Here is a 26,385-nt window from a genome sequence, read left to right as displayed (position 1 = left end):
TAGGAGGAGAAAAGGATGAGTTTCAAAGTATATGTAAGTGATTATGATTTTGAAGATTTGCATATCGAGAAAGAAGTACTAGAACCTATTGGAGCAGAAGTGATTGGACTGCAGTGTAATACAGGAGAGAATTTAGCATCATTAGCCAGCGATGCAGATGCGATTATGCAGCAGTATGCAAAAATCCCACGAGCGACTATTACCAAACTATCAAACTGTAAAGTAATTGCTAGATATGGTATAGGGTTGGATATTTTAGATGTTGATGCAGCATATGAACATGGCATGGTCGTCACAAATGTTGCAGATTATTGTATCGATGAAGTAGCTGATCACTCTATATCTATGGCTTTTACATTAATTCGCTCTATTCCCTCTTATAATAAGGCCACACATGAAGGGAATTGGCATTGGAGAGATTGGTATGCACCGATTCATCGAATGAGGGAGATGACATTTGGTTTGGTGGGATTCGGAAGAATTGCCCAAAATATGGCTAGGAAGTTAGCACCTTTTGGCTTCAAATTACTAGCGTATGACCCATATGTCTCTAAAAGTTTTATGGCCACTTTTGGCGTTGAAAAAGTAGACTTGAAGGCACTGCTTGAAGAATCAAATTTAGTTGATGTAATGTGCCCATATACCTCGGAAACACATCATCTTATTAATGAAGAGGCGTTGCGGACAATGAGAAAAGATTCTATTCTCGTCAATTGTTCTAGAGGGAAGGTTGTAGATAATACAGCTCTCTACAAAGCTCTGAAGGAAGGATGGATTGCTGCGGCTGGATTAGATGATACAGAAGAGGAACCTGCTAAAGTGGCAAGTTGGACTCCAGCTATGAACCCTTTATTTTCACTTGATAATTGTATTATTACTCCGCACTCAGCTTATATTTCAAAAGCTTCATTAGAAGAAGCGAGAAGAACAGCTGCCGAGAATGTAAAAGCAGTGCTGTTAGGGGAACAACCACCCAATTTAGTTAAGCCAAATAAAAATGTGAGGGAATTGAATGGACAGAAATGAAGTTATTAGAAAAATTACATCAGATAAAGTAATTGTGATTGTACGCGGTGTGGAAGAGACTCAAATCATTCCTGCATTAGAGGCTCTCGTTGAGGGAGGAGTATCGTTGGTAGAAGTGACATTCGATCATAATGGTTCAGCTTACATTGAGGAAACAACGAAAAAGATTCGAATGATCGTCGAGTATTTTGGAGACCGTCTTTGTGTTGGAGCGGGAACCGTTTTATCGGAAGAAGAAGTGGTAAAAGCGGTTGACGCTGGTGCTCAATATATTATTTCACCTAATGTGGATGAGAAAGTCATCGTGAAAACATTGGAATTAGAGAAAGTATCGATTCCAGGAGCCCTTACTCCTACGGAGGCAGTGTTCGCTCATAAAATAGGAGCTGACTTTATTAAGCTGTTTCCAGCAGGAGATTTGGGAAGCAGCTACATTAAATCAATGTTGTCTCCTTTAAAGCATATTCCTTTCATTGCTGTAGGTGGGATAACGCCCGATAACGTCCAAGACTTTTTAGATTTAGGTTTGTGCGGAGTAGGGGTTGGAGGAAGCATCATCAATAAATATAGTTTAGAAGATAAAGAGAAATTAACGGTTCTTTCAAAACAATTAATTACTCATTCTCGATAAATATTTCATTATATAAAAAATATGTGGAGGTAATGAAAATGAAAAAAATTATTAATCCAAGACCTAATATCGATGAAAATTTAATTAGACCTTACCGTGAGATGGATGATGTGTATTCTTTATCTTGTGTAATTGGTGATTCAATGGAGCGTGATAATGTAATGCGTCACGATATGAAACCAAAAGCAGCGAATAAGAAGATTATTGGTCCTGCTCTTACAGTCAAATTAACGGCTGGAGATATTGTAGATTGTCTTGATATTTTTGAGATTGCACAGCCGGGTGATGTTGTTGTCATTGACGCATTTGGTGAAACAGAAACGTCTATCTGGGGTGGACTCATGTCTGGTTTGGCAAGGAATAGCGGTGTCGTAGGGGCTGTTATTGATGGAAGTTGCCGTGACACGGACGAATCTAAAATGCTAGGCTTCCCTATTACAGCAAAAGTATCTGGACCACGTGCTGCCCATACGGCATACTCAGGGCGCAAGGATCCGATTGAAATTAACGTTCCGATTACTTGCGGCGGTGTTATTGTTAATCCTGGTGATCTTATCGTGGCTGATGAAATTGGAGTAGCAGTTGTTCCTTATAAAGACTTAGAGGAAGTATACACAAAAGCACGTGAACTTGCTGATAATGAAATTAAAACGAGAGAGGAAATATTAAAAGGAGCAACTGTAGAAGAATTATTAAGAAAATTCGGTCGGATTTAAAAGGGTGAATGAATATGTACACAATAACATTGGATACTGGAACGACTAATACGAGGGTAACGTTGTGGAATAAAGAAGAAGCAATTCAAAGAGAATCATGCGAGGTAGGAGTTAGAGATACAGCTATTGATGGAAATAATATTCGCTTAAAGCAAGCTATAAAAGATTTAATCCATAAAGTACTAGGTGTTCAAAACCTATCATTAAGTGATATTGACTCAATTGTTGCATCAGGGATGTTAACCTCAAATGTAGGATTGTTCGAAGTACCGCATTTATTGGCTCCTGCAGGTGAGAAAGAGTTAGCTCATAACATCGTTATTCAATCATTTTCAGATGTGATTGAAAAAGATATTTGGTTTATTCCTGGTATTAAGAACAGGGTTGAAGAAATCAACTTAGAAACTTGTAATCAAATGGATATTATGCGAGGAGAAGAGGTGGAGACAATTGGGCTTATCAACCGTTTGAATTTAAAAGGTCCTGCTTTGTTTGTTCTACCTGGTTCTCACTCTAAATTTGTATTAATAGATAGCAATAATAAAATAACAGCATGTCTAACTTCTCTTGGCGGTGAATTATTATCCGTTATCACTCGTAATACAATTTTAGCAGATGCATTACAAAAATCATTTGTAAGTGAGTTTAATGAACATTTCTTTTTAAAAGGATACGAAATGGGCAAAAAGGTTGGGATAAGTAGATCTTGTTTTACGATTCGAGTTCTGGATCAGTTCACGGAGGCATGCCAAAACGATAAAGCGAACTTCTTGCTCGGTGTCTTGCTAGCGGATGATATAAAAGCGATTCAACATAGTTTTTCTTTTAATATCGATCAAAACATCCCTATTGTCATTGCTGGAAAAGAAGTATTGAAACAAGCATTTGGAACGGTTTTAACAAAAGAAGGGTTTCATAACAAAATAATAGTAGAAACTGATATTCAAAGAGATTTAGCTGGATTTGGTGCTATTACTATTATTAAAAATGCAAGTCAATCAGTAGTGTAACTCTGCTATAAAGAAATAATGGGGTGAACAGGTGAAAATAATTGATATCAAAACATATATTCTTAGCTCTAAATTAGATCGACCTTTTGCATACTCCCAAGGGTGGATAACACGCCGTTCAACTACTGTCGTAGAAATCATAACTGATGAAGAAGTAAGCGGGTGGGGAGAAACGTTCTCAGTTGGATTGCAACCCCCAGAGATAGCAGCTTCTATCATTGACTCTGCTTTAAAGCCGTTATTAATAGGAGAAGATCCTACTGCTACAGAAGTGCTGTGGCATAAAATGTATCATTACACAAGGGATTACGGTAGGAAAGGTGCAGTTATTGGGGCAATTAGTGCTATTGATATTGCTTTATGGGATATAGTTGGTAAAGTTACTAATCAACCGATATATAAACTACTAGGTGGAGCTTTTCGTGAGGAGATTCAAGCTTATGCAACGGGGTTCTTTCGAACAAAAGGACAAGGAGAAGCCAAACAGATGGCTAAAGAAGCTGAACGTCATGTCCAAAACGGTTTCGATTTAATGAAAGTAAAGATAGGGTTTGGTATTCAAGATGATATTCAAGTTATTAATGCAGTTCGGGATGTTGTTGGGGATAAAATTACTTTAATGATTGATGCCAATCACGCTTATAGTGCAGTCGATGCAGTACGACTAGGCAACGTACTAGAACCTTTAAATTTAAGGTGGTTTGAAGAACCGGTTGTTCCAGAAGATATTTCAGCTTATAAGCAAGTAAAGGAAAAAGTAAATATTCCGATTGCTAGTGGAGAAGCAGAATTTACAGTGTTTGGATTTAAAGATCTTTTAGAGAGTAAAGCGATAGATATTGCACAACCTGATGTTTGTCTCGTAGGAGGATTTACAGCTTGTAAACATATCATGGCACTATCTTATGCTTATGGAGTGGAGATTAACCCGCATGTTTGGGGAACTGCAATTGGGCAATATGCATCTCTGCATCTCTTAGCTGCGACCCCAATTGCTCATTTCTCTTTATTTGCACAGCAACCTATATTTGAATATGATACATCTCTTCATCCATTTCGAACTGAATTGGTTGAAGAGCCGATTGAACATCAAAATGGTTGGATAAAGGTGCCTCAAGGGCCAGGTCTAGGCTTGAAGTTAAATTGTTCTTTTTTGAAGCGAGAAGGGAGTTTAGTCTCTCATCTTCAGGTTCGATAACTTCTTATATGTACAAGTATTAGGAGCTAAAATAAAATTATGTATTGATGACCCTTTACAGAGTGTTTAGTTCTTGTAAAGGGATTTTTTTTGACTTATATATTACATTTCAATAACTTTACACAGAATGGTTTTGTTAAACAAATGAATAGTCATTCAGACCTCATGAGGTGTAGATAGAATGCGCGACATGACCAAGTATGATCATGCCGCATATTCTGCCATGTATTTAATAAGCCCCTTGAGAATACGTTAATTCATAACTGTGCGTATAAATCTCGAAAATATTTCCGAATGGATCTTCGACATACACCATTTTATAGGGCTTGTCGCCAGGGTAATATTCGCGAATTGGCATGCGCTGTTTGCCGCCGTATTCTTTAATTTTCTCTACGATACCTTCAATATCAGGGTCTTCGATGCAGAAGTGGAACAATCCAGTTTTCCAATATTCGAAGTTATTTTCAGGTTGTTCATTATGCGGGAACTCAAAAAGTTCAACACCAATTTTATCACCCGTCGCTAAATGGGCAATTCGGAATGTTTCCCAATCGTTTCCGAATACATCGCGGCACATTTGTCCGATCGCTGTATCGTCATTTTTTACATCGGCAGGTTCCATAATGACGTACCAGCCGAATACTTCTGAATAAAATTTAATGGCTTCCTCTAAATTAGGGACAGAAAGACCAATATGAGAAAATGTTCTAGGATAAGTATGCATTACAACCATTCCTCCATATATCATTTTGATTGTGTTAGGCCGAACACATGGCTTATTATAATTCATAAGTTTTCTCTTATGGAAGAACGCACTTTTTGGTGAGACACTAACCAATAGGTAAGAAAGGAAGAAAATGATGAAGCCGCCAGTTAATGAGGAAGGAAAGCTAAAATGCTCGATTGAATATACGTTAAATAAAATAGGTAATAAATGGAAGAGTGTTATTGTATGGCATTTAGGGACAGATGGGACACTCAGATACAATGAACTGCGACAATTATTGCCAGGTATTAGCCATAAAGTGATGACGGAGCAATTAAAAGATTTAGAAAAAGATGAGTTGATTCATCGGACACAATACAATACGGTCCCGCCAAAAGTGGAGTATTCTTTAACCGAAAAAGGTCAAACGTTAATGCCGATACTGGAACAAATGCATCGGTGGGGAAAAGAGCATGGTGAATAGGTCACCATGCAGGTAAACTATATACATAGAGCGGAATAGATAAGCAAAGGGAGAGGGTTCATTTGTCACATTGGAAAGTGCTGAAACGAGACACGATAAAAGCTGATCGATTTGAAGTAGTAGTTGAAAAAGTGGAGCTTCCGAATGAAAGCGAAGCCCCTTTTTCGTATGTGAAGATGAAGCGCGGGGTTTGTGTCATGCCGCTTCTCGATAGCAATCAAGTGATTTGCATTAAACAATACCGCCATATTTTTCAAACATGGGAGTACGAGCTTCCGGCCGGTGGAATTGAAGAAGGAGATACGCCGCTTGAAACAGCTAAAAAAGAATTGTTAGAGGAGACGGGCTATGAGGCAGCCCAATGGATTGACCTTGGCTATCTTTACGGCTCGGTCGGTTCCACTGACGAAGTGATTCATTTGTTTGCGGCAAAAGGATTAACCAAGCATGAACAGCAATTAGAGGAAAGTGAACAGATTGAAGTAGAAGCGGTTGAACTAGAAACGTTAAAGAAATGGATAGCAAATGGAACCTTTCGCCACTCGGCTGGAATGGGCGTTGTTGGAAGATATGTGTTTGGCAACGGCGAAGCAGCATCGTCTAACTAAGACTAAAAACTTCAGAACAAAGAAAAAGAAGAGCGAATCATCCGCTCTTCTTTTTCTTTGAGTGCCTCTTACTTTTTGACGGAATGTTCCGCGTGGAAGGAAGGGCTATTTGTTGTGTTCATTCGACTGAAAATGGTAGCCAAAATCGGGCCAGAGATGTTGTGCCATACGCTGAAGATGGCGCTCGGTACAGCCGACAGTGGTGAAAAGTGGGCAGTGGCAATCGCGGCACCTAGACCAGAGTTTTGCATCCCGACTTCAATGGCGACAGCTTTTCTTTTTGGCAAGTCCATTTTAAAGAGCTTTCCGAAGCTATATCCGATAAAGTACCCAAGAATGTTATGAAGCACTACTACTGCAAAAATAACTAATCCTGTTTTGGCGATTTGTTCCTGACTCACCGACACAACGGCTGCGACAATGGCAACAATTGCTATAACGGAGACGAGCGGTAATACTTGAACACTCGCTTTTGCTTGCTTTTGAAAGAATTTTTGCACAAGCAAACCTAAGATGATCGGCACAAGGACAATCTTAACAATTGAAAGGAAAAGTCCACCAGGATCTACCGGTATCCATTCACTAGCGAATAATAAAATAAGTGCAGGCGTGACAAATGGTGCAAGAAGCGTCGTGATGGATGTAATGGTTACCGATAAAGCGACATCTCCTTTAGATAGGAAAGTCATAACATTTGAAGACGTTCCGCCTGGGCAGCATCCGACTAAAATGACACCAACCGCAATTTCCGGCGGCAGCTGCAACCCTTTTGCGAGCGCAAAGGCGAGAAGCGGCATAATTAAAAATTGGCCCACAACGCCAATGAGGACATCTTTTGGACGTTTGAACACTTCTTTAAAATCGTTGGCCGAAAGCGTTAGGCCCATTCCAAACATAATAATGCCCAATAATGGAACGATATACGGTGCGATCCATGTAAAAGAAGAAGGAGAAAAAAAGGCAAGGGCTGCAAATAAGAGCACCCAAATGGCAAATGTGTTGCTGACAAATTGACTAATTCGTTCCAAAGTTTTCATTGTACACCTCTTAGTTGGGAAATTTTTTCATGAAGAGAATTATAAGGTTAATTTAGAATAAAGTCAATAATTAGAAAATTATAAAAGTGTGTCGTTTCACATCCAATTTCACATTCTTTTTTAGGCTTCCTAAAAGAGCGATGATCGTGGAGTTTAGTAAAACTTGACAAATTTCATCTAGTTAAATATATTGTACTAAAGTTAAAAAGTTGCATAAGGGAAAAAGTATACGTTCGTAAATAGAATATTTATTTTTGGGGAGATCATATATGTTCGATGACAAAGACTACTTTTCTGTTTTTCAGCCTTTAATGTCTCTTAGAGAGGGGTGTCCTGTAGGATACGAAGCATTACTGCGCTCAACAAAAGGAATTGCACCTAATGTCATTTTCGAGAAAGCAAGAACGGCTAAACAGTTATATGAGTTAGATACGTTTTCAATTAAAACCGCGATGAAAACGTTTAGTCAAACAAGCTCTATCAATGAAAAAAAGCTGTTTATCAATGTTTTTCCTTCAACTATTATTCATTCGGATTTTCTTTCATTTTTAGAAGATGTTATTCATGAATGCGGTGTTTTACATAAACAAATTGTGATTGAAATCAATGAAACTAACAAGGAAGATAAAATGTGGGAAATTGGTGTGTTAGGGGAACAATTAGCAAGACTTCGAAATCTGGGGATACGGATCGCTTTGGACGATGTGGGAAAAGGAGCCGCTTCATTGACAAAGATAACAGAGTACGAGTTAGATTTTATCAAGCTAGACCGTTATTTTTGTAAAGAGCTGTTTCTAAATGAAAAGAAACAAAGGCTGATTTCTTTATTTATTACTTATTGTCATGGGCGGATGGAGTTAATTTTGGAGGGAATTGAAACAGAAGAGGACTTAAACGTTGCTAAATCTCTCGGAGTGTCCATTGGGCAAGGATTTCTATTAGGTTTGCCTAAGCGAGTGGAAGGTGAAAGCGATAAGAAAGCTAGCTGCCATCCCCCAAACACCCTTGTTACCCACTAACACACCCAAACCGGAGAATTTCTCCGGTTTTTTGTTTTGTCATGCATTAACGGGTAGTAAGTCGCCCATGATCGTTATCGAAGTAAGCGTGTTCCTTTTTTAGTAGGGATAAAGCCCCTTCACTGATGGAAGGTTCCTTTATCAAAATTTTTTGTGCATCTAAAAGTTGAAGCATGGAGAATGCATAGAAAAGAGTCTTGTTACTTTTTAAAAACAATTGTGCATCTCTCTTATATAAAGAAAGATGAAAGCGCTTTATAATTTAAAGAAATTATAGCTTTTACTGACAAAGACAGAAGGTACAAGTAAACTTTCGTTTTGGTCATAACGAGTAAATGGGAGATGGGAAAATGACTTTTTTAAATGAAGATTTCTTGTTAAATAGTGATAGTGCGAGAGTTTTATATCATGATTTTGCCAAGGATATGCCAATTTATGATTACCATTGTCATTTAAGTCCTAAAGATATTGCGGAGGATCGGAAGTTTCAGAATATTACAGAGCTATGGCTGGAAGGTGACCATTATAAGTGGCGGGCGATGAGAAGTTTTGGCATTGAAGAAAGGTACATTACAGGACAAGGAGATCCTAAAGAAAAATTTCATGCATGGATTAAAACACTCCCATATACAATTGGGAATCCTTTGCACCATTGGTCCCATTTAGAATTGAAACGGTTTTTTCACTATGATAAGGCAGTGACAGAACAAGATTGGGAGTTGCTTTGGGCACAATGTAATTCAATCGTACAATCCGCTTCCTTTAGTGCTCAAAATATTATTAGAAACTGTCATGTCAAGGTTATATGTACAACGGATGACCCTACTGATTCTTTGCACTATCATAGACAAATTGCCAAGGATGAAAAGATTGCAACAAAAGTATTGCCGACATTCAGGCCAGATAGAGGACTAGAAATTACGAAGCCGACCTTTCAATCATTTGTTCAAACTCTTGAGAAAGTGACAGAAAGACCCATCCCAACCTACTCGCAATTTCTTCAGTCTATGGAACTTAGAATCTATTATTTTCATGAAGCTGGATGCCGTTTGTCCGATCACGGGTTCGAAGGTCTCCTATATGAAGAGGCTTCTGTGGAAGAGGTGAGTGCTATTTTTGATAAGGCCATTCATGGTGGGACGCTTTCACGTCAAGAAGAGGCAAAGTATAAAACAGTCACAATGCAGTTTTTATTCGGGCTTTACCATCAGTTAGGGTGGACGATGCAGCTACATATCGGAGCTCTTCGAAATAACAATACACGCATGTTTGAGCAAGTCGGTGCCGATAGCGGTTTTGATTCTATGTATGATTTTGAACTGGCCAAACCATTAAATGCTTTATTGGACAGTTTGGAGCGAAAACAGTCTTTACCAAAAACAATTATTTATACGTTGAATCCTGTACATAATGAGTTGATTGCCAGTACCATCGGAAATTTTCAATCTAGCGAGGCGAAGGGGAAAATTCAATTTGGTTCAGGGTGGTGGTATAACGACCAAAAGGCAGGAATGTTAAAACAAATGACAGATTTAGCAAACGCAGGGTTATTAAGTACTTTCGTTGGAATGTTAACAGATTCCCGCAGCTTACTGTCTTACACAAGGCATGAATATTTCCGTCGGATTCTTTGTCAGTTAATGGGCGGATGGATGGATGGTGGAGAGGTTCCAAAGGATTATGAATTTGTTGGAAAAATTATTCAAGATATCTCTTACTATAATGCCAAAAACTATTTTGCTATTGATGTAGACTGAGTTCGGAAGAAAGGGGACATAAGCATGAAAATGTCATTTAGATGGTATGGGGATACAGATTCTATCCCGTTGGAATACATTCGTCAAATCCCTGGTATGAAAGGGATTGTATCCGCTATTTATGATGTACCTGCAGGTGAGGTATGGCCAGTATCAAAAATTAAAAAACTGAAACAAACAGTTGAAGCATCGGGTTTGGAATTGTCTGTTATTGAAAGTGTACCTGTTCATGAAGATATTAAACTAGGGCTGCCGACAAAGGAGCGATACATTGAAAATTACAAACAAACAATTCGTAATTTAGCCGAGTGTGGCATAGAAGTTGTCTGTTACAATTTTATGCCTGTGTTCGATTGGACTCGCTCTTCTCTTGAACATGAACTGCCTGATGGGTCAACGTGTTTAATTTATGAAGAAGACATAATGAAAAAAATGAATCCACTCACAGGTGAATTAACGCTTCCTGGGTGGGATTCGAGTTATCAACAAGAAGATTTGGAGCAGTTATTCAAGCAGTATGAAGATGTAGATGAAGAAGAATTGTGGAAGAATCTTGAGTATTTCGTGAAAGAAATTATACCGGTGGCGGAAGAACAAGGAGTGAAGATGGCCATTCATCCTGATGATCCACCGTGGAGCATCTTTGGTCTGCCGCGCATTATCACAAATAAAGAAAATTTAGAGCGCTTTCTCCGTCTTTATGATAGTCCGAGCAACGGTGTCTGTTTTTGTACGGGGTCGCTTGGTCCTAATTTAGAGAATAACTTGCCAGATATGATTCGTTACTTTGGGTCCCAAAATCGTCTCCATTTTGTGCATGCAAGAAATATTAAAATGACAGGGGAGAAATCATTTCAAGAATCAGCCCATATGTCCTCATATGGCTCCATCGATATGTATGACATTATCGAAGCCCTTCATGATATTCAATTTGAAGGATATATTCGTCCTGATCACGGCAGAATGATTTGGGGTGAAACTGGCAAAGCAGGCTACGGTTTGTACGATCGTGCGTTAGGGGCTGTTTATTTGAATGGACTGTCAGAAGCTGTTCGGAAGAAAAATAAATCGGTTATATCGCTCAAGTGATGAGCGGGGCCCTTTCAACTTTTAATAAGAAGGAGAGATTGTGGATATGCACATTCCATTTGAAGTGGATTTAAAGGGGAAAACAGCTGTTGTAACAGGTGGAGCGGGGGTTCTTTGTGCGGAGTTTTCAAGGGCGTTGGCGGCATGCGGAGCGAACGTTGCGATTTTAAATCGTACGGAGGAAAAAGCCGTACAACTAGCACAAGAAATACGCGAAAGTGGTGGTCGGGCTATTGGAATTGGCACAGATGTACTAGAAAAGGAAAGCTTGGAATCTGCTCACTTAAAAATTCTGCAAGCGTTTGGACCTTGCGATATTTTAATTAATGGAGCAGGCGGTAATCATCCGAAGGGGACGACAAGCAAGGAGTATTTAGACACAACGGATTTAGACGAGAACGAATGGATGACGTTTTTTGATTTAAGTGAAGAGGGAGTACAGTATGTTTTTAATTTAAATTACATGGGAACGCTGCTGCCGTCGCAAGTATTTGCACGCGATATGGTAGGGCGAAAGGATTGTACCATTATTAACGTATCTTCGATGAATGCATTCAGTCCGCTAACCAAAATCCCTGCATACAGCGGAGCGAAAGCAGCAGTCAGTAATTTTACCCAATGGTTAGCCGTTCACATGTCGAAAGTTGGCATTCGTGTCAATGCTATCGCACCGGGTTTTTTCTTGACGCAGCAAAATGAAGCATTGTTGAAACAAGAAGACGGAACATTTACGGAACGGGCTAAAAAAATTTTAAGTCAAACCCCGGCCGGCCGGTTTGGACAAAAAGAAGAACTGATTGGAACACTCTTATATTTGGCTGATTCTAAAGCTTCTGGGTTTGTGACGGGAATTGTGGTTCCGGTGGACGGGGGATTCTCCGCTTATTCAGGAGTATAGGTAAAGCAGGAGGTTCAATGAGAGTATATCGTCATTAGATTAATGGAAATAGAGGAGGACTTATGAAACCATTGAATGAAGGTGCTATAAATCATGTGGATGTAGAACGCCCCCCCTTTTCGACTAGGAAAGAAGCAAAAAAGAAAAGATGGGAAACACCGATAACTGGTTATTTATTTATTTCGCCATGGCTGCTCGGGTTGTTTCTCTTAACTCTTTACCCTATGCTTCAATCTCTTTATTTTTCCTTTACGGACTATTCTCTATTAGAGGCCCCAAATTGGGTTGGAATGGAAAACTATCAAAAGATTTTCCTTGAAGATAAGCTTTTTTATAAATCGCTCACCGTTACTTTATGGTTTGTACTGATTTCAGTTCCTTTAAAGCTGATAACGGCGTTGTTGATGGCTATGTTTTTGAACCAAAAAATAAAAGGAATGTCCATTTACAGAACGTTGATCTACTTGCCTTCTCTTATCGGAACGAGCGTGGCTGTAGCTATTCTTTGGAGCAATATTTTTGGCAGAGATGGAATGATTAATCATATGCTTGCGTTATTCGGGATTCAAGGGAAGAACTGGATTGGAAGTCCAGACACCGCTTTAAGCACGTTAATCCTGCTTGTTGTGTGGCAATTTGGTTCTTCAATGGTGATCTTTTTAGCGGGATTGAAGCAAATTTCACCAGAACTTTATGAAGCATCTGCCGTTGATGGAGCATCAAAGATAAGGCAGTTTTTCTCCATTACGCTTCCAATGCTTTCACCCGTTATTTTATTCAATCTAGTTTTACAGACAATTGGTTCATTTCAGATGTTTACTCAGGCTTTCGTGATTACAAAGGGAGGACCAATCCAGTCGACTTATATGTTTGCGTTATATTTATATGAACGGGCATTTGCAGGATTTGAAATGGGTTATGCTTCGGCTTTAGCATGGGTTCTTCTTGTTATCATTGGCATTGTGACCGCCCTGATTTTCATTTCCTCAAGGTATTGGGTGTTTTACGAATCAGAAGGAGGAAAAGGATGATGGAAAAAAGATGGTTTAATCATATCGTTCTATCTTTCATTTGTTTATTTATGGTGTATCCTATTCTCTGGTGGGTTGGTGCTGCATTTAAAACAAACGAAGAGATTGATTCCGTGAATCTCTTTTCAGCTAATCCAACGATTTCTAATTTTATAGATGGCTGGTATGCCATTCCTGGTTATACGTTTACCCATTTTTTTATGAACACGTTTGAGTTGATAATCGGTGTATTGTTTACCACGGTTGTGTCGTGCAGTCTTGTCGCTTTCGCGTTTGCCCGCCTTGATTTCCCTTTACGGAAATTTTGGTTTTCCATCGTACTAGTTACGCTCATGCTACCGAGTCAAATAACACTTGTTCCTCAGTATGACATGTTCAATGCTTTCGGATGGATTAACACTTATTTACCTTTTATTGTTCCTCATACATTGGCAGGAGGCATTGGCGGTTCATTCTTTATTTTCTTATTAGTTCAATTCATTAGGGGAATACCAAGAGAGTTGGATGAGGCAGCTAAAATCGATGGTTGCTCCTGGTTTGGGATTTATTTCAGAATCATTCTTCCACTCATGAAACCACCGTTAGTCACTGTTGCGATTTATTGTTTTTTATGGAATTGGGACGATTTTTTAGGGCATTTAATTTACATCAATTCTGTTGATAAATATACGGTTGGATTGGCACTGAAAATGTTCGTAGATACCAATTCATCTGTTCCATGGGGGCAATTGTTTGCGATGTCTCTCTTATCAGTTGTACCAGCCATTCTCATTTTTTTCTTTGCACAGCGTCATATTGTCGATGGAGTGGCGACATCTGGTTTAAAAGGGTAAAAAAGGCTGATATTTCAGCCTTTTTTTGATAATATGTTTAAAACTATGCATCTGAAAGAGGCGTTGTCAGTGAAAAGTCCTTTTAAACGTTATCCCATCCGTAATGTCTTTTTTACCGCATTTTCTGTTTTTATGGCCGTACTTCTTGCGATTATTGTTATTGTAAGCTATGAAGTATCGATTCACCAAATGAAGGAAAACACCTCTTACTACCAACAAAATCTATTGCGGGAGATCAATGAACAAATTAGTATACAAAAAAAATCCATTGAAGAAGTGACGCTGGCTATGTCAAGAAACAGTGATTTGCAACAATACCTTCAAGGGCAAGAAGAAACCTATGCCGCCTACCGTCGTATTTCCAACATTAATGCGTCCTTTTTTAATATTGCGTTTAGTATACCACTGATTGACTCCATCCATATTTATTTAGAGCAGGCACCTCTTAAAGTGGAAGAGGGACCGATTCGTTACTATCCTTTCCATGAATATCAACAAACAGATCGACTTAAATCTTTGGAAAATTCAGATGCTTCTTGGCTTAGAAAACATACGATTCAATCTAGTCAAGGAGAAACCGCTGTCATCAGTTTTGCTCGAAAAGTTTATACCGCAAATGAAAAAGTGGCGGCTATATTAGTTGTGAACATGAAGGCAACCGCTTTCAAAAGTTTAATAGAGGGTGGAAATCAAGAGGCCAATCGTCTGTTAATCGATTCGGCTGACCTTCCTATTACATATGATGGAAAACTTGAAACGGGTGCTTATTTGGAGGTTTTAAATGAATTAAAGCAAAATCCTGATATTAATTTAAATGCTGATGGTTTTACACGCTATAAAGGAAACTTTGTCGTATGGTCGAAGCTGTTCAATAACGATTGGCTTTTGATGGAAATTACACCATGGAAAGAGGTGGCGAAAGGGAGCATTCAGTTAGCCGCACTTCTTTTTTCTATCGGTATAGTCGCAGTTGTCCTTGTTATTCTTTTAACGTTTTATTTATCGAAACAATTTATAAAGCCAATTCAACTTTTATTAAAGACGATGAATAATTTTTCGTTAAATAGAAAAGAACAGGACCTTCCTCAAGATTATCAAAACGAATTTGGTTCTTTATTTGAGGGCTATCAAAAATTGATCCTTAAAATTAAAAAGTTATATGAGGATTTGGAAGTGGAATTTCATCAAAAGCGCAAAGCAGAGGTCGATGCTTTGCAAGCAAACATTAACCCACATTTTTTATACAATACACTTGATCAATTAAATTGGATGGCAATTGAAGCGGAACAGGAAAAAATTAGTCAAGTTCTTGAGTTAATGGGAAGAATGTTTCGAATTGGATTGTCAAAGGGAGAAAGTTTGATTCAAATCCGAGATGAGTTAACACATTTGGAATCTTATTTGCAAATTCAACAAATTAGATTGGGGGCTTGTTTTCGATATGAAATCTCCATACCTGAATACTATCGGGATTTTTATATTCCGAAGCTGACATTACAGCCTTTTGTAGAAAATGCCATTATGCATGGGCTACACGACCGAGAATCAGGATTGATTGTCATAAAAATCTATGAAATGAAAAGTGATTTTTATATGGTAATACAGGATAACGGCTCTGGGTTTAAGGATGAGCGAAAAGTGAAGCCAATGAAGACGGGCGGATATGGGATTAAAAATGTGAGCGAAAGATTGCTTGCTTATTTCGGAAGTGAATACTTCATATCTATTTGTAGCGAACCTGAGAAAGGAACGAATGTGATGATTAAAATTCCTAAGTTAGTAGATGGGGGGAGAGCATATGTGGAAAGCGGTCATTATTGATGACGATCGCCATGTATTAAAAGGAATGAAAAAAGCTATTCCGTGGAAAAAGCTAGGAATCGAGTGTGTAGGTGAAGGAACTGATGGCGAGGTAGGACTTCAGATAATTAATAAGACACAGCCACATATCGTTTTAACGGATGTGTATATGCCCATTATGAATGGGTTGGAAATGCTGCAATGTTTAAGAACGGAAGGTTTTGACGGAAAAGCGATTATTTTAAGTGGGTATTCCGATTTTGAGTATGCTAGAACAGCCCTTCGTTTAAACGTTCATGATTATTTGTCAAAACCGGTTACCATCCAAACCATTACACATGTGTTATCATCTGCCGTTGCTCAATTGGAAAAGGAAAAAAATACGCGCTATGATCAAGAAGATATGAAACAGAAGCTTGCGTACTATAAATCTCTCATTTCGAATGCTTGGTTGAAATCGGTCGTAATCGGGATTGAAGATCAAGAGCCGCTTCACATTGATCAAGAGAAAATAGGGCTAAAGGAGCGAAAACATTTAGTTATTGGCATTCGATTAAACAAAAATTACGATTTAACGCCTTCTTCTTCTAGAGATTGGGAGCAGTTTCAACAAGTATTTAAGACACTACAATCTGACTGTAACTTTATACAACTGGAAAGTTTCGAATGGATTGAACTCAATCATTATCATTCAGCTCTTTTGCTTTCCTATGCGAGAGCGGCTGATCCCAAAAGATGTATGGATGTTTCTGAGGAGATTGCGACAACATTGATGAAGCATATGAAAAAGCGGACATCGATTTCATTTCAGATAGGGATAGGAAGTTTGAAAGAGGACTGGCATGAAATCTCCAATTCTACAGAAGAAGCGATGTGGGCAGCAGGGGTATCCTCGGCTGGTTCTATCAGCCGTTATGAAGATACAACGGTTAATGAAGGCAGTTATGGTGTTGGACAAAATTCCTCATTTCAAAGGCCAGTTCCATTTTATCGTGAATTAGCAGAGGCGGTTAAACATTATCAAAAAGATCAAGCAATGAAAATAACAAAAGATTTTGTTCAAGTTTGTAAGGAAAAGAACAGTTATCTCCCATATCAATTAAAAGTGATTTGCAAAGAACTTTGGATTGTTCTTACTTACTGCCTTTATGACAATGGAGTTCACTTAGAAGGTTTGTTTAACAGCCAATCTATTTCTCAGCAAATTGACGGATTAAATAGCATAGAGCAACTTTCCGAATGGCTCACGGGAAAGATAGGTGTCATCTGCGACCATAATCAATTAAACGAAAAAGATAACATTCGCCATAAACAAGCAGTGGAGTATATAACTCAGTATATTCATGAACATTACAATGAAAATATTACGTTAAATGAACTGTCAGATCATGTGTATATCTCGAGAAATTATTTGAGTCAAATTTTTAAAAAAGCGACTGGCTTATCTTTTAATCATTATGTCAATAAAGTTAGGATGGAAAAGGCTAAACAGTTAATTTTGGAAGGGCAATATTTGATTTATGAAGTAGCAGAAAAAGTGGGATTTAAAAATACGCCGTACTTCAGCTCGTTATTTAAGAAATACACAGGACTGAATCCGACAGATTTATTAAAGCAATAGAATTTGTTAAAATTTGAAAACAATTGTGCATCTCTCTTATATAAAGGTTAATGAAAGCGCTTTATAATGAAAGAAACTTACAGTTTGTGATAAAAAAAGGGGGATGAATGATGAAGATGGGGAAGAAATGGATTTATTGGTTTGTTGCAGCGATGCTGGCATTCAGCTTAGTAGGTTGCAGCGCGAAAACTAATCAGGCGGAACAGACAACTACAGGCACATCGGATCAAATTAAGCTTCGAATTGTTTGGTGGGGGTCTCAAGAACGGCATGATGCTACGTTAAAAGCATTAAAGCTGTACGAAGAGAAAAATCCACATGTGACATTTGAAACGGAGTTTTCGGGATGGGAAGGTTACTGGGATAAGCTAGCAACCCAATCAGCTGCTAAAAATGCACCTGATATTATCCAAATGGATGCGCAATATTTGCAGGAATATGCCGCAAGAAATCAGCTGGCAGATTTATCGGAAGGGATTCAAACAAATGATGTCGATCCCATGCTTGTAGATTCAGGGAAGTATAACGATAAGTTGTATGCAATTGCACTTGGAAATAATGCATATGGAATGATTTATAATCAAGCAGCATTCCAACAGCTTGGTGTTACTCCACCACAATCAGGATGGACATGGGACGATCTTTTCAAAATGGCAAAAGAAGTGCAACCAAAGCTTGAAAAAGGTATCTATGTTTTAAGGGATTTAACCTATGATGCTGCTGCATATGAGATGTATCAATTAAGTAAAGGAAAAGGGCACCTTACAACAGAAGGTGGAAAATATAACATTGATAAAACGACTTGGCTCGAATGGATTCATATTTTTGAAGAGTTAAGAGAGCAAGGAGTCGTTCCTCCTCCAGAAGTGTCGGTCTCCGAACAAGAATATGACCCGAAGCGGGATTTATTGTTAAATGGTTCGGTTCTCATCAAGCAAGGATTGGCGGCGCAATTCCCTAGTTTTGAGAGTGTGAAACCAGGTGCATTTGCTCTTGTTGCGGCACCGAGAGATAAGGAAGCTGGAGGTTATTTAAAGCCTTCCATGTTTTGGTCAGTGAGTGAACATTCTGCATATAAGGAAGAAGCAAAGAAATTTATTGATTTCTTTATTAATGATCCGGAAGCAGCAGAAATATTAGGAGTTTCGCGAGGGTTGCCGGTGTCTAATGTCATTTTGGAGAAAATGAGTTCAGCGTTTACAAAATCTGATCAAGCTCAATTAAATATGATTAATGAAACAGCTCCTGATGCCCAGCCGTTTAATGGAGGTCCTAAAGGGTGGGGAGATTTCCAGCAAAATGGTTATAAGCAAATAGGAGAGCAATTGATTTTTAACGAACTCACGCCGGCTGAAGCCTACAAAGAAATTCAGCAGAAGTTTGAAGAATCTGTCAAACAATAGATAAATTTGGAGATGGAAAAGGGTGGTCTAACTTTATCCCGCATCGGAGCGGAGCAGTCACCTTGCCGTTTAAAGTAAAAAACATAGTAAGTCAACTAACCATTGGTGGGGATGAAAGAAAATCCCTACCGATGGGAGTTTCCTTTAAAGAAAGTAGAGATGAAGAATCTTCTTTTCATTTCAAGTGTTGCACATCATGTCTATAAGGCTAGTAAAGGTGCGCCTAAGCAATTTGAACAGATCAAAGTGAAATAGAAAAGTGAGGGAATGCAGTTGAAACGAATGGTTAAGTATTTTTCTCTTGTTTTTCTCCTACTTTCAACAGGTTGTGAGTCATCTCCAACAGGAGTCAACGTCATATTCCTTTCGAATATCTCACCTACCTATGAGTCTTCTCTTGAACGGGCCCTGCTTGAAAAGACAAATCATCAATTTGATATTCATGTCCATCTTTACCCGCGTTCACGAGAAAAACTATCTGTGTTGCTCTCAGAAAGAATAGGGGATGTGTATATAACAGATCAAACCTACTTTTCCAGCCTGTTAACTAAAAATGGCTTGACTCCTTTAGAAGAATTACTTCAAACAGGACATCAGGATTCATTCAAATCACACATGACCAAAAATGAGAAAACAGGGGAAGTTCATTTATATGGGATGCCCTTGGAAAAAGATAGTAGTTTTTTTGAAGAAGTAAAAATCAAAGGAGATGACCCATTAATGGCGATATTGCCATTTTTCAGTGAACACAAAAAAGAGGGGAAGCACATCATCCAGGCTTTTATGAATTAGAGAGGAGAGAAAGCGGATGACAAAGGAAAACTGGTCAGGGAGTCTGTACCATCTGACAGAATGGATTATGCGCCTTGCTTATCTGAACATATTGTGGATGGTGTTCACTCTCCTTGGAGGCGTTATATTTGGATGGACCCCTGCTACTATTGCGATGTATACGCTTATGAAAAAATGGATAGTAGGCGAAGAACAGTCTCAGCTTTTTTTCTCTTTTTGGACTATTTATCGCTCGGAATTTATAAAAAGCCAAAAAATTGGCTTCATGTTAATGATAATAGGAAGTCTTTTAGTCATAGATTTAACATTTTTTTTCCCAGGTCAAACGGCGATGTTTGTATTTGGAAAACTTTTTGCACTTCAGTTATTTATCGCTTATGCCATTATGGTGAGCTATGTTTTTACGTTGTACGTTACTTACGATATGAGCGTTTTCCATTTACTGAAGAAAGCTTTTCTGCTTGGTGTAATGTATCCGCTTAAAACCATTCTTCATTTAATTGGCTCTTTGGCATTTGTCGTCATGTTTTTGACTGTTCCAAGCTTATTGCTCTTTTTTGGAGCAAGCTTGTTTGCTCTTTGGTGTACTTATCATTCCTGCAAAATGTTTCGGTTAGTTGCTTAAATTAAGAAGATAAATGAGGTGTATATATATGAGTTTCGTTAAAGTTGGTGTTATTGGAATTGGGAATATGGGCGGTTCTCATGTTCTTCAGTTAAGGAACGGACAAATCCCTGGAGCAGTCCTGACAGCTGTTTGTGATGGGAGTGAAGAGCGCCTTGAATGGGTGCAGAAGCAGACAAATCCTGATGTGAAGCTTTATCGCGATGTCGATCTTTTTTTCGCGAATCAGGCATTGACGCGGTTATTATTGCCACTCCTCATTACAGTCATCCAGACTTGGCGAAGAAAGCGTTCGCTGCAGGATTGCATGTTTTAGTCGAAAAACCTGCCGGTGTGTATACGAAAAATGTACTGGAAATGAACGAAGCAGCAAAGATGAGCGGCAAAGTATTCAGCATTATGTATAATCAGCGAACCAACCCGCTTTATCAAAAGCTTCGTGAACTTATTCAATCAGGGGAGTTAGGAGAAATTAAACGAACGAACTGGGTTGTGACGAATTGGTACCGTTCTCAAAGCTACTATGATTCAAGTGAATGGAGAGCAACTTGGAAAGGAGAAGGCGGTGGTGTTTTGCTTAATCAAGCGCCTCACCAATTGGATTTGTGGCAATGGACGACAGGTCTGATGCCGAAGCGTGTCCAAGCTTTCAGTCATCTTGGAAGATACCACGATATCGAAGTAGAAGACGATGTAACGGCATATGTAGAATACGAAAACGGAGCGACAGGTGTATTTATTACATCGACAGGTGAAGCGCCTGGTACAAATCGATTCGAAATCGTAGGTGATCGAGGGAAAATAGTAATAGAAAATGATGAGATGACGTTTTACCGTTTACGACAATCAGAACGTGAATTTAACCAATCATACACAGGTGGTTTTGGAGAACCAGAGTGTTGGAAAAGTGAGATTCCTATCATAGGAGAGTATACGGGACATCAAGGGATTATCCAAAACTGGATATATGCTATTTTAGATGGAACGCCTCTATTGGCGCCTGGTGAAGAAGGCGTGAAGGGACTCGAGATTTCCAATGCAATCTATCTGTCTTCCTGGTTAAACGAAGCAGTGGAGCTTCCTGTCAATGCAGAACTATACTATGAAAAACTACAGGAAAAAATCAATCAGTCTACATTTGTGAAAAAGAATGTATCGAATAAAAGATTAGAGGTACAAGGGACACATTAAAAAATAAAGGAGAGATTGTTGTGGGGAAAGATGGAATGACCTATGCGCCGAAAGGAAAGCCGAATCCTGTTGTAAAAGAGGGAGAGTTTTTCATTGCGGCCGCGGCACTCGATCATGGTCATATTTACGGGATGTGCAATGGATTGGTAGAAGCGGGGGCGACATTAAAGTGGGTTTATGATCCTGACAAGAAAAAGGTGGATGAGTTTATCGCGGCTTTTCCATTCGTTCAGGCAGCCGAATCATTAGAACAAATTTTGGATGATGAATCAATTAAACTTGTAGCAAGTGCCGCTATCCCATCTGAACGAAGTGCACTTGGAATAAAAGTGATGCAAGCGGGCAAAGATTATTTTACAGATAAGGCCCCTTTTACAACGATGAAACAACTTGAAGAAACGAAGCTCGTTGTGGAACAAACGGGGCAAAAGTACATGGTGTATTTTAGTGAACGACTTCACGTAGAAGGAGCGGTGTTTGCGGGGGATTTAATTATGGCTGGTGCCATTGGTCGAGTCATTCAAGTGACTGGTTTTGGACCACACCGTCTTAATGCGGAAAGTCGTCCAGACTGGTTTTTTAAGAAGGAGCAATATGGCGGAATTTTATGCGATATTGGTAGTCACCAAATTGAACAGTTTTTATATTACGCGGGCTGCGAGGATGCAGAAGTGTTACATAGTAAAGTAGCCAACTATAACAATCCTGACTATCCAGAATTGGAGGATTACGGAGATGCGACGCTGCGCGGTGATAATGGGGCCACTCAATATTTTCGTGTTGATTGGTTTACCCCTGCTGGATTGAGTACGTGGGGGGACGGTCGTATGTTTATTACCGGAACGGAAGGAACTATTGAAATTCGTAAGTACGTAGATGTTGCGCGCGACCAAACTGGCGATCATGTTTATTTAGTTAATCGAGAAGGTGAGCAGCATTTTGAAGTATCAGGACAAGTAGGATTTCCGTTCTTTGGGACATTAATTTTAGATTGTATGAACCGAACCGAAAATGCTATGACCCAGGCGCATGTGTTTAAGGCGGCCGAATTATGTTTGCAGGCACAAGAGCAGGCATTGCTTGTGTAGAGTAGCTTAGCTGCTGCCTCCCAAACACCCTTGTTTCCCACTAACACACCCAAACCGGAGAAAATTTCCGCTATGAGCGGAGAATTTCTCCGGTTTTTTGTTTTGTCATCATAAACATTCTTTCCATGCCAACGTTTGAAAGTTGGCATGAAACTTGCAATAGTAGATTAATAAAGATAGCGCTTTCAAAAGAGGCGGAATAATCAAACAAGGGGGATATGATAATGAAAAAAGCATTTTTAACAGGGACAACAGCATTATTACTAGTAGGAGGAGTTTTAGCAGGCTGTTCGTCGAGCGAGACAGGTTCGGAGACAAAGAGCGGAGAAACGGCGGCTGTAGCAGATAATGCATTGGAAACGAAATTTGCGACGATTGCGACAGGCGGCGCATCTGGTCCGTACAACATTATCGCGACAGCGCTTGCGGAGAAATATTCGAAAGATTTTGGTGTGAACTCGAAAACACAAACAACAGGAGCTTCTGTTGAAAATATTAATTTATTAAAACAAGAAAAAGTAGAAATGGCATTTGTAATGAGTGATGTGTTAAGCCAGGCGATAAACGGAGAAGAAAGCTTTACCGAAAAGATAGACAATGTCCAGCAAATCGCGACGCTTTATCCGAACTACGTGCAAATTGTGGCGTCCGCTAAATCTGGAATTAATAGCTTTGAAGATTTAAAAGGAAAAAGAATTGCGGTAGGGGCGCAAAACTCCGGGGTTGAAGTAAATGCCCGTCAATTATTAGAAGGACATGGAATTACGTATGATGACGTGAAGGTTGATTATCTTGGCTATGCGGAAGCGGCAGATGCGTTAAAGTCAGGAAAGCTTGATGCGGCCTTTTTAACGAGCGGTATTCCAAATTCTTCTTTAATGGAGCTTGAGCAAGGGTTTGATTTAAAGCTTGTGCCAGTTGAAAAAGACATTATTGAGAAAATGGCAGCGGATAAACCATACTTTGTCTCACAAATCATTCCAGCCGGCACGTATGGAAATGAAGAAGATATCCCGACGGCTGCTATTATGAATGCGCTTGTCGTTCGCTCGGATTTAAGCGAAGGCGATGTATATAAACTGACGAAATCGTTTTTTGAAGGGTTAGAAGGGTTAACAAATGCCCATCAATCAGCAAAGGATATTTCCATTGAAACCGCACAGGAAGGGTTAGTTGCACCGCTTCATCCGGGAGCGAAGAAATATTTTGATGAGCAGTAAGAAATGGAAAAAGAAGAGTACGATATTCTTCGTGCTCTTTTTCCTCCTTTTACTAGTCAATGTGCCGGTTCCGATGATTAAAGTAAGTGGTGAGCACGATACTTTTTACTTTCCGGAAAAAACATTCAGCATCCGCTGGGTTCATTCGGTTGAAAAAGAAGAGTGGGAGGAATTTTTTCAGTGGGGAAATAATGAGTTGTTGCTGACGCATACAAAGTTTAAAACGTTCGGAGCGGGAGTACCCGCAACAGGAACGATCATTAAGAAGGAAAAAGGTTATGTGACGTATGAGGTTAACCGACAAATGAATGAAGTTCGTCTCGTCGTGTCAGACCTTGTTCAGTCAACATTGACCATTGAGGACAAAGTCATTCCTTTATACGAATGGGTCCATGATTATGAAGAAGTGACGATTACGCCGACGAAGCGTCCGTTTTGGATGATGGCGTTTTCGCTGAATTAAAAACTTGGAGGTGTACAAATGGCAAATCAAGTCGAGCAACAAACTGTGAATCAGCAGGAGATTTTGGAGAAATTCGACCGTGAATCTGTTGTCCGCACACTCGCCAATCGAAATATCACCCGGTTAATCGCCGGTCTTGCCATTCTTTATTCGTTGTTTCATTTATATAACACGTATTACCCAATGCCGGAGCTGAAGCAGCGTGCTATCCACGTCGGGCTTGGGATTGCGCTTGTGTTTTTAATTTATCCTGCGAGTAAGAAAAGCTCTCGAGCAAAAATCCCTGTTATCGATTGGGTTTTCTCTTTGTTGACATTAGCATCAACCGGGTACTTGCTCATAGAGTATCAAGCGATTGTCACAACACGAGGCGGGATTCCAAACAACATGGATATTTTCTTTGCCTTCATGACGGTCGTTCTTGTACTGGAAGCGGCGAGACGGATTACGGGTCTTATTTTGCCTGTGCTGGCATTAGTGTTTTTAATTTATCCATTTATTAGTCATATGTCGTTTATGCCGATGAAGCTGTTAACGAGACCGTATGATTACGGCGATATTTTCGGCCAGCTGTATTTGAAAACAGATGGCTTGTATTCTTCTGCTATTGGGGCATCGGTGACATTTATTTTCTTATTCATTTTGTTTGGGGCCTTTTTAGCGAAGTCAGGTATGGGGCAGTTGTTCAATGATTTAGCGTTGGCGCTTGCCGGAAATAAAAAAGGTGGACCGGCTAAAGTAGCAGTTATTTCAAGCGGATTTATGGGAAGTATTAATGGCGCGGCGGTAGCTAACGTCGTTGGAACCGGGGCTTTTACGATTCCATTAATGAAAAAAATTGGCTATGATAAAAACTTTGCCGGAGCGGTGGAAGCGAGTGCGTCTGTTGGCGGGCAAATTTTACCGCCAATTATGGGGGCGAGTGCTTTCATTATGGCGGAAACAACGGGTGTGAGCTACGGAACGATTGCGCTTGCGGCGCTTTTACCGGCATTGCTGTACTATTTAGGAGTTATTGCTCAAGTTCATTTCCGCGCAGGAAAAGAAAATTTAAGCAGTGTTCCAAAAGCAGATCTTCCGCGCGTCAAAGAAGTGCTGAAGGTGCGAGGGCATTTACTGCTACCGATTTTTGGGCTTGTCTTTTTCCTTTACATTTCGATGCCGATTGGCTATGCGGCCTTTTATACCATTTTGTTAACGGTCGTCGTTAGTATGCTGCGTAAGGAAACGAGAATGTCGGTGAAGGATATTCTTGCGGCGCTAGAGGACGGCGCGAAACAATCGCTTTCTGTAATGACGGCGTGTGCTGTTGTTGGAATTATTATCGGGGTTGTGAACTTGACGAGCTTTGGAACAGTGATGACGTCATCGATTATGAGTTTAGGGCAAGGTTCACTGTTTTTAACATTGTTTTTTACTATGATAGCATCAATGATTTTAGGAATGGGACTTCCATCGATTCCGTGCTACATCATTACGGCGACGATGGCTGCGCCAGCGCTTGCGAACTTTGACGTGCCAGTATTAGTGGCGCATATGTTTGTGTTCTATTTTGGTATTTTCGCTAACATTACACCACCTGTGGCGCTTGCCGCGTTTGCCGGTGCGGGTATTTCCGGAGGAGACCCGATGAAAACTGGTTTTCAGTCATTGAAGCTTGCCATTGCTGGGTTTGTTGTGCCGTATTTGTTTGTGTACAATCCGAATATGCTGATGATTGACATTACAGGTCTCCCAACAAATGCGAAGGAGTTTCCGCTTCCAGATGTATGGAGCATCGTGACGGTCGTGGTCACATCGATTATTGGTGTCATTGCACTTAGTGCTGCAGCAGAAGGGTATTTTATGAAATCATATAATCTTGCGCTCCGCTTATTATTAGCGGCAGGTGCGCTCATGCTGATTATTCCAGAAGGTATGACAGATGTCATTGGCATGGTCATTGTGTTAGTGATAATGGGCCTGCAGCTTGTTCAGGTGAAGCAAAAGAAAAATGCCGTATCCATCTAAGGGAAAGACATGTTACGATAGTTAAGTGTAGAGCTAAGCGGATGACGCTCTCCCTTGTGGGGTAGCGCCATCCGCTTAGGTGAATTTTTGAATGAGTAAGTGAACTATAGAGTAGAAAATTGACAGGGG

24 protein-coding genes and 1 pseudogene are annotated in these 26,385 nt (G+C 39.6%); 23 read left to right on the top strand and 2 right to left on the bottom strand.

Annotated elements, in window-relative coordinates; all coding sequences use genetic code 11:
- Nucleotides 1–15 precede the first annotated feature (15 nt).
- The 5 genes from ACXAEO_RS16020 to ACXAEO_RS16000 are packed head-to-tail and all read left to right on the top strand — an operon-like array spanning nt 16 to nt 4,581.
- Nucleotides 16–1,026, top strand: coding sequence for a C-terminal binding protein (locus ACXAEO_RS16020; protein ID WP_474882913.1), 1,011 nt, complete (start codon nt 16–18; stop codon nt 1,024–1,026).
- Nucleotides 1,013–1,657 carry a bifunctional 4-hydroxy-2-oxoglutarate aldolase/2-dehydro-3-deoxy-phosphogluconate aldolase gene (locus tag ACXAEO_RS16015; RefSeq protein WP_474882911.1) on the top strand — a complete coding sequence of 215 codons (645 nt, stop codon included), beginning with the start codon at nt 1,013–1,015 and terminating at the stop codon, nt 1,655–1,657. Before ACXAEO_RS16020 ends, ACXAEO_RS16015 begins: the two co-directional genes overlap by 14 nt.
- Nucleotides 1,658–1,695: 38 nt before the next feature.
- Nucleotides 1,696–2,373 carry an RraA family protein gene (locus ACXAEO_RS16010; RefSeq protein WP_474882908.1) on the top strand — a complete coding sequence of 226 codons (678 nt, stop codon included), beginning with the start codon at nt 1,696–1,698 and terminating at the stop codon, nt 2,371–2,373.
- An 8-nt stretch (nt 2,374–2,381) separates the two neighbouring features.
- Nucleotides 2,382–3,383 carry a 2-dehydro-3-deoxygalactonokinase gene (locus ACXAEO_RS16005; protein WP_474882906.1) on the top strand — a complete coding sequence of 334 codons (1,002 nt, stop codon included), beginning with the start codon at nt 2,382–2,384 and terminating at the stop codon, nt 3,381–3,383.
- Nucleotides 3,384–3,414: 31 nt separating this feature from the next.
- Nucleotides 3,415–4,581 carry a mandelate racemase/muconate lactonizing enzyme family protein gene (locus ACXAEO_RS16000; protein WP_474882904.1) on the top strand — a complete coding sequence of 389 codons (1,167 nt, stop codon included), beginning with the start codon at nt 3,415–3,417 and terminating at the stop codon, nt 4,579–4,581.
- Between the two features lie 229 nt (nt 4,582–4,810).
- Here the strand turns inward: ACXAEO_RS16000 and ACXAEO_RS15995 are convergent, their stop codons facing one another.
- A complete protein-coding gene (locus ACXAEO_RS15995; RefSeq protein ID WP_474882902.1) occupies nt 4,811–5,305 on the bottom strand; it encodes a lactoylglutathione lyase family protein in 495 nt (164 codons plus the stop codon).
- A gap of 136 nt (nt 5,306–5,441) precedes the next feature.
- Here ACXAEO_RS15995 and ACXAEO_RS15990 point away from each other — a divergent pair, with 136 nt between their 5' ends.
- Both ACXAEO_RS15990 and ACXAEO_RS15985 read left to right on the top strand, forming a co-directional pair.
- Nucleotides 5,442–5,771 carry a winged helix-turn-helix transcriptional regulator gene (locus ACXAEO_RS15990; protein WP_474884218.1) on the top strand — a complete coding sequence of 110 codons (330 nt, stop codon included), beginning with the start codon at nt 5,442–5,444 and terminating at the stop codon, nt 5,769–5,771.
- A 62-nt stretch (nt 5,772–5,833) separates the two neighbouring features.
- Nucleotides 5,834–6,379: an NUDIX hydrolase gene (locus ACXAEO_RS15985; protein WP_474882899.1), complete on the top strand. Its 546-nt coding sequence runs from the start codon at nt 5,834–5,836 to the stop codon at nt 6,377–6,379.
- Nucleotides 6,380–6,447: 68 nt separating this feature from the next.
- Here ACXAEO_RS15985 and ACXAEO_RS15980 read toward each other — a convergent pair whose 3' ends face one another.
- Nucleotides 6,448–7,416 carry a bile acid:sodium symporter family protein gene (locus ACXAEO_RS15980; RefSeq protein WP_474882897.1) on the bottom strand — a complete coding sequence of 323 codons (969 nt, stop codon included), beginning with the start codon at nt 7,414–7,416 and terminating at the stop codon, nt 6,448–6,450.
- A gap of 269 nt (nt 7,417–7,685) precedes the next feature.
- On the opposite strand from ACXAEO_RS15980, the gene ACXAEO_RS15975 reads away from it, so the two are divergent.
- The 16 genes and pseudogenes from ACXAEO_RS15975 (at nt 7,686) to ACXAEO_RS15900 (ending at nt 26,256) form a co-directional block, all read left to right on the top strand.
- Entirely contained in the window at nt 7,686–8,435 is a 750-nt protein-coding gene (locus ACXAEO_RS15975; RefSeq protein WP_474882894.1) for an EAL domain-containing protein, read from the top strand.
- A 350-nt stretch (nt 8,436–8,785) separates the two neighbouring features.
- On the top strand, nt 8,786–10,192 hold the full coding sequence (gene uxaC, locus ACXAEO_RS15970) for a glucuronate isomerase (protein WP_474882891.1): 1,407 nt from the start codon (nt 8,786–8,788) through the stop codon (nt 10,190–10,192).
- 24 nt (nt 10,193–10,216) lie between these two features.
- Nucleotides 10,217–11,281 carry a mannonate dehydratase gene (uxuA, locus tag ACXAEO_RS15965; protein WP_474882889.1) on the top strand — a complete coding sequence of 355 codons (1,065 nt, stop codon included), beginning with the start codon at nt 10,217–10,219 and terminating at the stop codon, nt 11,279–11,281.
- A 46-nt stretch (nt 11,282–11,327) separates the two neighbouring features.
- On the top strand, nt 11,328–12,179 hold the full coding sequence (locus ACXAEO_RS15960) for an SDR family oxidoreductase (protein ID WP_474884216.1): 852 nt from the start codon (nt 11,328–11,330) through the stop codon (nt 12,177–12,179).
- Nucleotides 12,180–12,241: 62 nt separating this feature from the next.
- A complete protein-coding gene (locus ACXAEO_RS15955) occupies nt 12,242–13,210 on the top strand; it encodes a carbohydrate ABC transporter permease (protein ID WP_474882887.1) in 969 nt (322 codons plus the stop codon).
- Nucleotides 13,207–14,043, top strand: a complete 837-nt coding sequence (locus ACXAEO_RS15950; protein WP_474882884.1) for a carbohydrate ABC transporter permease — start codon at nt 13,207–13,209, stop codon at nt 14,041–14,043. Before ACXAEO_RS15955 ends, ACXAEO_RS15950 begins: the two co-directional genes overlap by 4 nt.
- 69 nt (nt 14,044–14,112) lie before the next feature.
- Complete coding sequence (locus ACXAEO_RS15945; RefSeq protein WP_474882881.1) at nt 14,113–15,864, top strand: cache domain-containing sensor histidine kinase; 1,752 nt, start codon at nt 14,113–14,115, stop codon at nt 15,862–15,864.
- Nucleotides 15,842–17,464 carry a response regulator gene (locus tag ACXAEO_RS15940; RefSeq protein ID WP_474882878.1) on the top strand — a complete coding sequence of 541 codons (1,623 nt, stop codon included), beginning with the start codon at nt 15,842–15,844 and terminating at the stop codon, nt 17,462–17,464. The genes ACXAEO_RS15945 and ACXAEO_RS15940 overlap by 23 nt, the downstream gene beginning before the upstream one ends.
- Before the next feature lie 107 nt (nt 17,465–17,571).
- Nucleotides 17,572–18,867: an ABC transporter substrate-binding protein gene (locus ACXAEO_RS15935; protein WP_474882875.1), complete on the top strand. Its 1,296-nt coding sequence runs from the start codon at nt 17,572–17,574 to the stop codon at nt 18,865–18,867.
- Nucleotides 18,868–19,140: 273 nt separating this feature from the next.
- Nucleotides 19,141–19,659, top strand: a complete 519-nt coding sequence (locus ACXAEO_RS15930; RefSeq protein WP_474882872.1) for a hypothetical protein — start codon at nt 19,141–19,143, stop codon at nt 19,657–19,659.
- A gap of 16 nt (nt 19,660–19,675) precedes the next feature.
- Complete coding sequence (locus ACXAEO_RS15925) at nt 19,676–20,284, top strand: YesL family protein (protein ID WP_474882869.1); 609 nt, start codon at nt 19,676–19,678, stop codon at nt 20,282–20,284.
- A 28-nt stretch (nt 20,285–20,312) separates the two neighbouring features.
- Nucleotides 20,313–21,475: pseudogene (locus ACXAEO_RS15920) on the top strand (Gfo/Idh/MocA family protein).
- A 35-nt stretch (nt 21,476–21,510) separates the two neighbouring features.
- Nucleotides 21,511–22,563 (top strand): Gfo/Idh/MocA family protein, encoded by a 1,053-nt coding sequence (locus ACXAEO_RS15915; RefSeq protein ID WP_474884214.1) that lies wholly within the window; start codon nt 21,511–21,513, stop codon nt 22,561–22,563.
- Nucleotides 22,564–22,787: 224 nt separating this feature from the next.
- Nucleotides 22,788–23,783: a TAXI family TRAP transporter solute-binding subunit gene (locus tag ACXAEO_RS15910; protein ID WP_474882867.1), complete on the top strand. Its 996-nt coding sequence runs from the start codon at nt 22,788–22,790 to the stop codon at nt 23,781–23,783.
- Nucleotides 23,773–24,246 carry a DUF1850 domain-containing protein gene (locus ACXAEO_RS15905; protein WP_474884212.1) on the top strand — a complete coding sequence of 158 codons (474 nt, stop codon included), beginning with the start codon at nt 23,773–23,775 and terminating at the stop codon, nt 24,244–24,246. Before ACXAEO_RS15910 ends, ACXAEO_RS15905 begins: the two co-directional genes overlap by 11 nt.
- An 18-nt stretch (nt 24,247–24,264) precedes the next feature.
- A complete protein-coding gene (locus ACXAEO_RS15900) occupies nt 24,265–26,256 on the top strand; it encodes a TRAP transporter permease (protein WP_474882864.1) in 1,992 nt (663 codons plus the stop codon).
- The last annotated feature ends 129 nt before the right edge of the window (nt 26,257–26,385 follow it).

The sequence above is a fragment of the Bacillus sp. ABA4_010 genome (assembly GCF_056159105.1).
This window is presented reverse-complemented; position numbering and strand designations above follow the sequence as displayed.

What these genes read in the sequence shown, in the direction of transcription:
- ACXAEO_RS16020 (WP_474882913.1), top strand. Translation starts at nt 16, where the DNA reads ATGAGTTTCAAAGTATATGTAAGTGATTATGATTTTGAAGATTTGCAT.
- ACXAEO_RS16015 (WP_474882911.1), top strand. Translation starts at nt 1,013, where the DNA reads ATGGACAGAAATGAAGTTATTAGAAAAATTACATCAGATAAAGTAATT.
- ACXAEO_RS16010 (WP_474882908.1), top strand. Translation starts at nt 1,696, where the DNA reads ATGAAAAAAATTATTAATCCAAGACCTAATATCGATGAAAATTTAATT.
- ACXAEO_RS16005 (WP_474882906.1), top strand. Translation starts at nt 2,382, where the DNA reads ATGAATATGTACACAATAACATTGGATACTGGAACGACTAATACGAGG.
- ACXAEO_RS15995 (WP_474882902.1), bottom strand. Translation starts at nt 5,305, where the DNA reads ATGCATACTTATCCTAGAACATTTTCTCATATTGGTCTTTCTGTCCCT.
- ACXAEO_RS15990 (WP_474884218.1), top strand. Translation starts at nt 5,442, where the DNA reads ATGAAGCCGCCAGTTAATGAGGAAGGAAAGCTAAAATGCTCGATTGAA.
- ACXAEO_RS15980 (WP_474882897.1), bottom strand. Translation starts at nt 7,416, where the DNA reads ATGAAAACTTTGGAACGAATTAGTCAATTTGTCAGCAACACATTTGCC.
- ACXAEO_RS15975 (WP_474882894.1), top strand. Translation starts at nt 7,686, where the DNA reads ATGTTCGATGACAAAGACTACTTTTCTGTTTTTCAGCCTTTAATGTCT.
- uxaC (WP_474882891.1), top strand. Translation starts at nt 8,786, where the DNA reads ATGACTTTTTTAAATGAAGATTTCTTGTTAAATAGTGATAGTGCGAGA.
- uxuA (WP_474882889.1), top strand. Translation starts at nt 10,217, where the DNA reads ATGAAAATGTCATTTAGATGGTATGGGGATACAGATTCTATCCCGTTG.
- ACXAEO_RS15960 (WP_474884216.1), top strand. Translation starts at nt 11,328, where the DNA reads ATGCACATTCCATTTGAAGTGGATTTAAAGGGGAAAACAGCTGTTGTA.
- ACXAEO_RS15955 (WP_474882887.1), top strand. Translation starts at nt 12,242, where the DNA reads ATGAAACCATTGAATGAAGGTGCTATAAATCATGTGGATGTAGAACGC.
- ACXAEO_RS15950 (WP_474882884.1), top strand. Translation starts at nt 13,207, where the DNA reads ATGATGGAAAAAAGATGGTTTAATCATATCGTTCTATCTTTCATTTGT.
- ACXAEO_RS15940 (WP_474882878.1), top strand. Translation starts at nt 15,842, where the DNA reads ATGTGGAAAGCGGTCATTATTGATGACGATCGCCATGTATTAAAAGGA.
- ACXAEO_RS15935 (WP_474882875.1), top strand. Translation starts at nt 17,572, where the DNA reads ATGATGAAGATGGGGAAGAAATGGATTTATTGGTTTGTTGCAGCGATG.
- ACXAEO_RS15925 (WP_474882869.1), top strand. Translation starts at nt 19,676, where the DNA reads ATGACAAAGGAAAACTGGTCAGGGAGTCTGTACCATCTGACAGAATGG.
- ACXAEO_RS15915 (WP_474884214.1), top strand. Translation starts at nt 21,511, where the DNA reads ATGACCTATGCGCCGAAAGGAAAGCCGAATCCTGTTGTAAAAGAGGGA.
- ACXAEO_RS15910 (WP_474882867.1), top strand. Translation starts at nt 22,788, where the DNA reads ATGAAAAAAGCATTTTTAACAGGGACAACAGCATTATTACTAGTAGGA.
- ACXAEO_RS15905 (WP_474884212.1), top strand. Translation starts at nt 23,773, where the DNA reads ATGAGCAGTAAGAAATGGAAAAAGAAGAGTACGATATTCTTCGTGCTC.
- ACXAEO_RS15900 (WP_474882864.1), top strand. Translation starts at nt 24,265, where the DNA reads ATGGCAAATCAAGTCGAGCAACAAACTGTGAATCAGCAGGAGATTTTG.